Here is a 2,624-nt window from a genome sequence, read left to right as displayed (position 1 = left end):
GGGGCTTTTTGTATGGGGACAGCTCAGATAAAATAGTTTTCTCTCTGCACAGATAAATGGTAGAATGTTATCATGATAAGATATAAAGCAACGATTTCCTATGATGGAACTTTGTTTTCTGGTTTCCAGAGACAAAGTCATGGGCGTACAGTACAAGAAGAGATTGAAAAAACGTTAACAAAACTAAATAGTGGTCGTTTGGTGCAAGTTCACGCGGCTGGTAGAACAGATGCAGGTGTGCATGCTTATGGTCAAGTTATCCATTTTGATTTGGAACAAGAGCGTGAATTAGAAAAATTACGGTTTGCTTTAGATACGCAGACACCAGACGACATTAATGTAGTGGCTATTGAGATTGTATCTAATGACTTTCACGCACGTTACAATAAACATTCGAAAACCTATGAATTTTTAGTCGATATTGGTAGACCTAAAAATCCGATGATGCGCAACTACGCTACCCCGTATCCCTATCCTTTAGATATTAATCGGATGACTATTGCCATTAAAGATTTAATTGGGACGCATGATTTTACTGGTTTTACTGCAGCTGGTACTAATGTTGATAATAAAGTGAGAACCATTACGCGAGCAGATTTGCGCTATGATCCTGAGAAACATTTTTTGATATTTACGTTTTCTGGCAATGGCTTTCTCTATAAGCAGGTTAGAAATATGGTTGGAACCCTATTAAAAATCGGTAATAATCGCATACCTGCTGATCAGATTAAGATTGTTTTGGATAGCCGAGATAGACAGTTAGCAGGACCGACAGCTCCAGGAAATGGCCTTTATTTAAAGGAGATTATTTATGCGGACTAATTATTTATTGGCAATATCAGGCAATGACATTTTGAGTGGTGGTGGCCTGTATGCTGATCTTGCTACTTATACGGCTAACTCGCTTCATGGATTTGTGGCAGTGACTTGCCTTACAACTGTTTCAGATGGGAAATTAGATATTTTTCCAATCGAGACTTCTTTGGTTAAAAAGCAGTTAGAGAGCCTTGAGAATGTTCCTTTTTCAGCTATTAAGATAGGTTTGTTGCCTAATCACCAAATTGCTAAAGAAGTACTAGAGTTCATTAAAAAGCGGGCACTAACGAAACTGGTACTTGATCCTGTGTTAGTGTGTAAAGAAAATAAAGACGCTAGCGGTCATGCAGTAAGAGATGATTTAATTGATTTACTACCCTATGCAACGATTATTACACCAAATTTGATAGAGGCGGAACTGTTATCACAAAAATCGATTAAAACCTTGGAAGATATGCAAGAGGTGGCAGCTATTCTTTACTGTCTTGGGGCAAAATCTGTTTTAATCAAGGGAGGTAATCGCTTTAACTCTCAACGAGCCATTGATCTCTTTTATGATGGGATTGATTATCACGTATTAGAACATGCAGTTCTTGATGCTAATAATATCGGAGCAGGCTGCACACTGGCTTCTAGTATTGCTAGCCACTTGGCATTAGGAAAATCGCTATTGGAATCGGTAACCATAGCTAAAAACTTCGTTTATGAAGCGATTTTACATTCAGATCAATATGGAGTGAAACAATATTATGAGAAATAGTCGTTTACAAGAGCTAACAAAATTAGCTATTTTGACAGCGTTGACAGTTGTTTTGGGACGTTTTGTGATGGTTCCAACACCAACAGGATTTTTAACACTGCTAGATGCAGGTATTTACTTTACCAGTTTTTATTTAGGGTCTCGTCAGGGAGCTGCTGTTGGAGCCTTGTCAGGTTTTTTAATTGATGTTATTGCAGGTTACCCACAATGGATGATTCACAGCCTTATTGCCCATGGTGGACAAGGATTTTTTGGTGGCTGGTCAGGTTCTAAACGCTGGATTGGTCTCTTATTAGCCTCAGTTATCATGGTGTCTTGGTATTTTGTTGGAGCTCTTCTTTTAGGCTATGGCCTTGTGGGAGCTGCAGCAGGTATTTGGGGAAATGTGATGCAAAACGCCTTTGGGATCCTGATAGGATATATGGTATTTCTAGGTGTTAAGCGCTTTGAACAAAAATAAGGTGGTGTTTTCTGATGAACTTGCATGATTTAGAGACAGAAACAAGAAAGATTACTAAAGATGTGTTAGAACGTTCGGGCATAAAAAAGGGACAACTATTTGTTCTTGGGCTATCTTCAAGTGAAGTGGCTGGTGGTCTTATTGGACAGCATTCCAGTTTAGAGATTGGTGAAGTGATTGTTGAAGCTGTTTTAGATGAAGTGACTAAAAAAGGGGTTCATTTAGCGGTACAGGGATGTGAACACATCAATCGAGCACTCGTTGTTGAGGAATTGGTAGCCGTTTCCAAAGAACTAGAAATTGTCAATGTTTTACCAACGTTACATGCAGGTGGTAGTGGTCAACTAGCAGCCTTTAAATTCATGTCTCAGCCTGTTGAAGTAGAAGAGATTGTGGCGCATGCCGGCTTAGATATTGGTGATACTTTTATTGGGATGCATGTTAAACGCGTGCAGGTACCCCTCATTCCTATCCAAAGAGAACTTGGTCAGGCTCATGTCACCGCTCTAGCAAGCCGTCCTAAGTTGATTGGAGGCGCACGGGCGCAGTATCAATCAGATAAGATTCGTAAACAATAAAAACATGGCT

General features: G+C 39.5%; 4 protein-coding genes. All 4 read left to right on the top strand.

Annotation, left to right across the window (positions count from 1 at the left end; all coding sequences use genetic code 11):
* The first annotated feature begins 72 nt into the window (after positions 1-72).
* Genes truA through AKK44_RS03805 form a run of 4 tightly spaced genes read left to right on the top strand, consistent with a single transcriptional unit; the run spans position 73 to position 2,614 of the window.
* The gene (truA, locus tag AKK44_RS03820) at positions 73-822 is read left to right on the top strand and encodes a tRNA pseudouridine(38-40) synthase TruA (RefSeq protein WP_054278598.1); all 750 of its coding nucleotides are present in this window, start codon (positions 73-75) and stop codon (positions 820-822) included.
* On the top strand, positions 812-1,576 hold the full coding sequence (locus tag AKK44_RS03815; RefSeq protein WP_054278597.1) for a bifunctional hydroxymethylpyrimidine kinase/phosphomethylpyrimidine kinase: 765 nt from the start codon (positions 812-814) through the stop codon (positions 1,574-1,576). Before truA ends, AKK44_RS03815 begins: the two co-directional genes overlap by 11 nt.
* A complete protein-coding gene (locus AKK44_RS03810) occupies positions 1,566-2,036 on the top strand; it encodes an ECF transporter S component (RefSeq protein ID WP_054278596.1) in 471 nt (156 codons plus the stop codon). The genes AKK44_RS03815 and AKK44_RS03810 overlap by 11 nt, the downstream gene beginning before the upstream one ends.
* Positions 2,037-2,050: 14 nt before the next feature.
* Positions 2,051-2,614: a TIGR01440 family protein gene (locus AKK44_RS03805; protein ID WP_054278595.1), complete on the top strand. Its 564-nt coding sequence runs from the start codon at positions 2,051-2,053 to the stop codon at positions 2,612-2,614.
* Positions 2,615-2,624: the final 10 nt, after the last annotated feature.

The sequence above is a fragment of the Streptococcus phocae genome (assembly GCF_001302265.1).
GTDB lineage: Bacteria > Bacillota > Bacilli > Lactobacillales > Streptococcaceae > Streptococcus > Streptococcus phocae.
The sequence above is the reverse complement of the archived record's forward strand: the minus strand, read 5'-3'. Positions and strand labels throughout refer to the sequence as shown.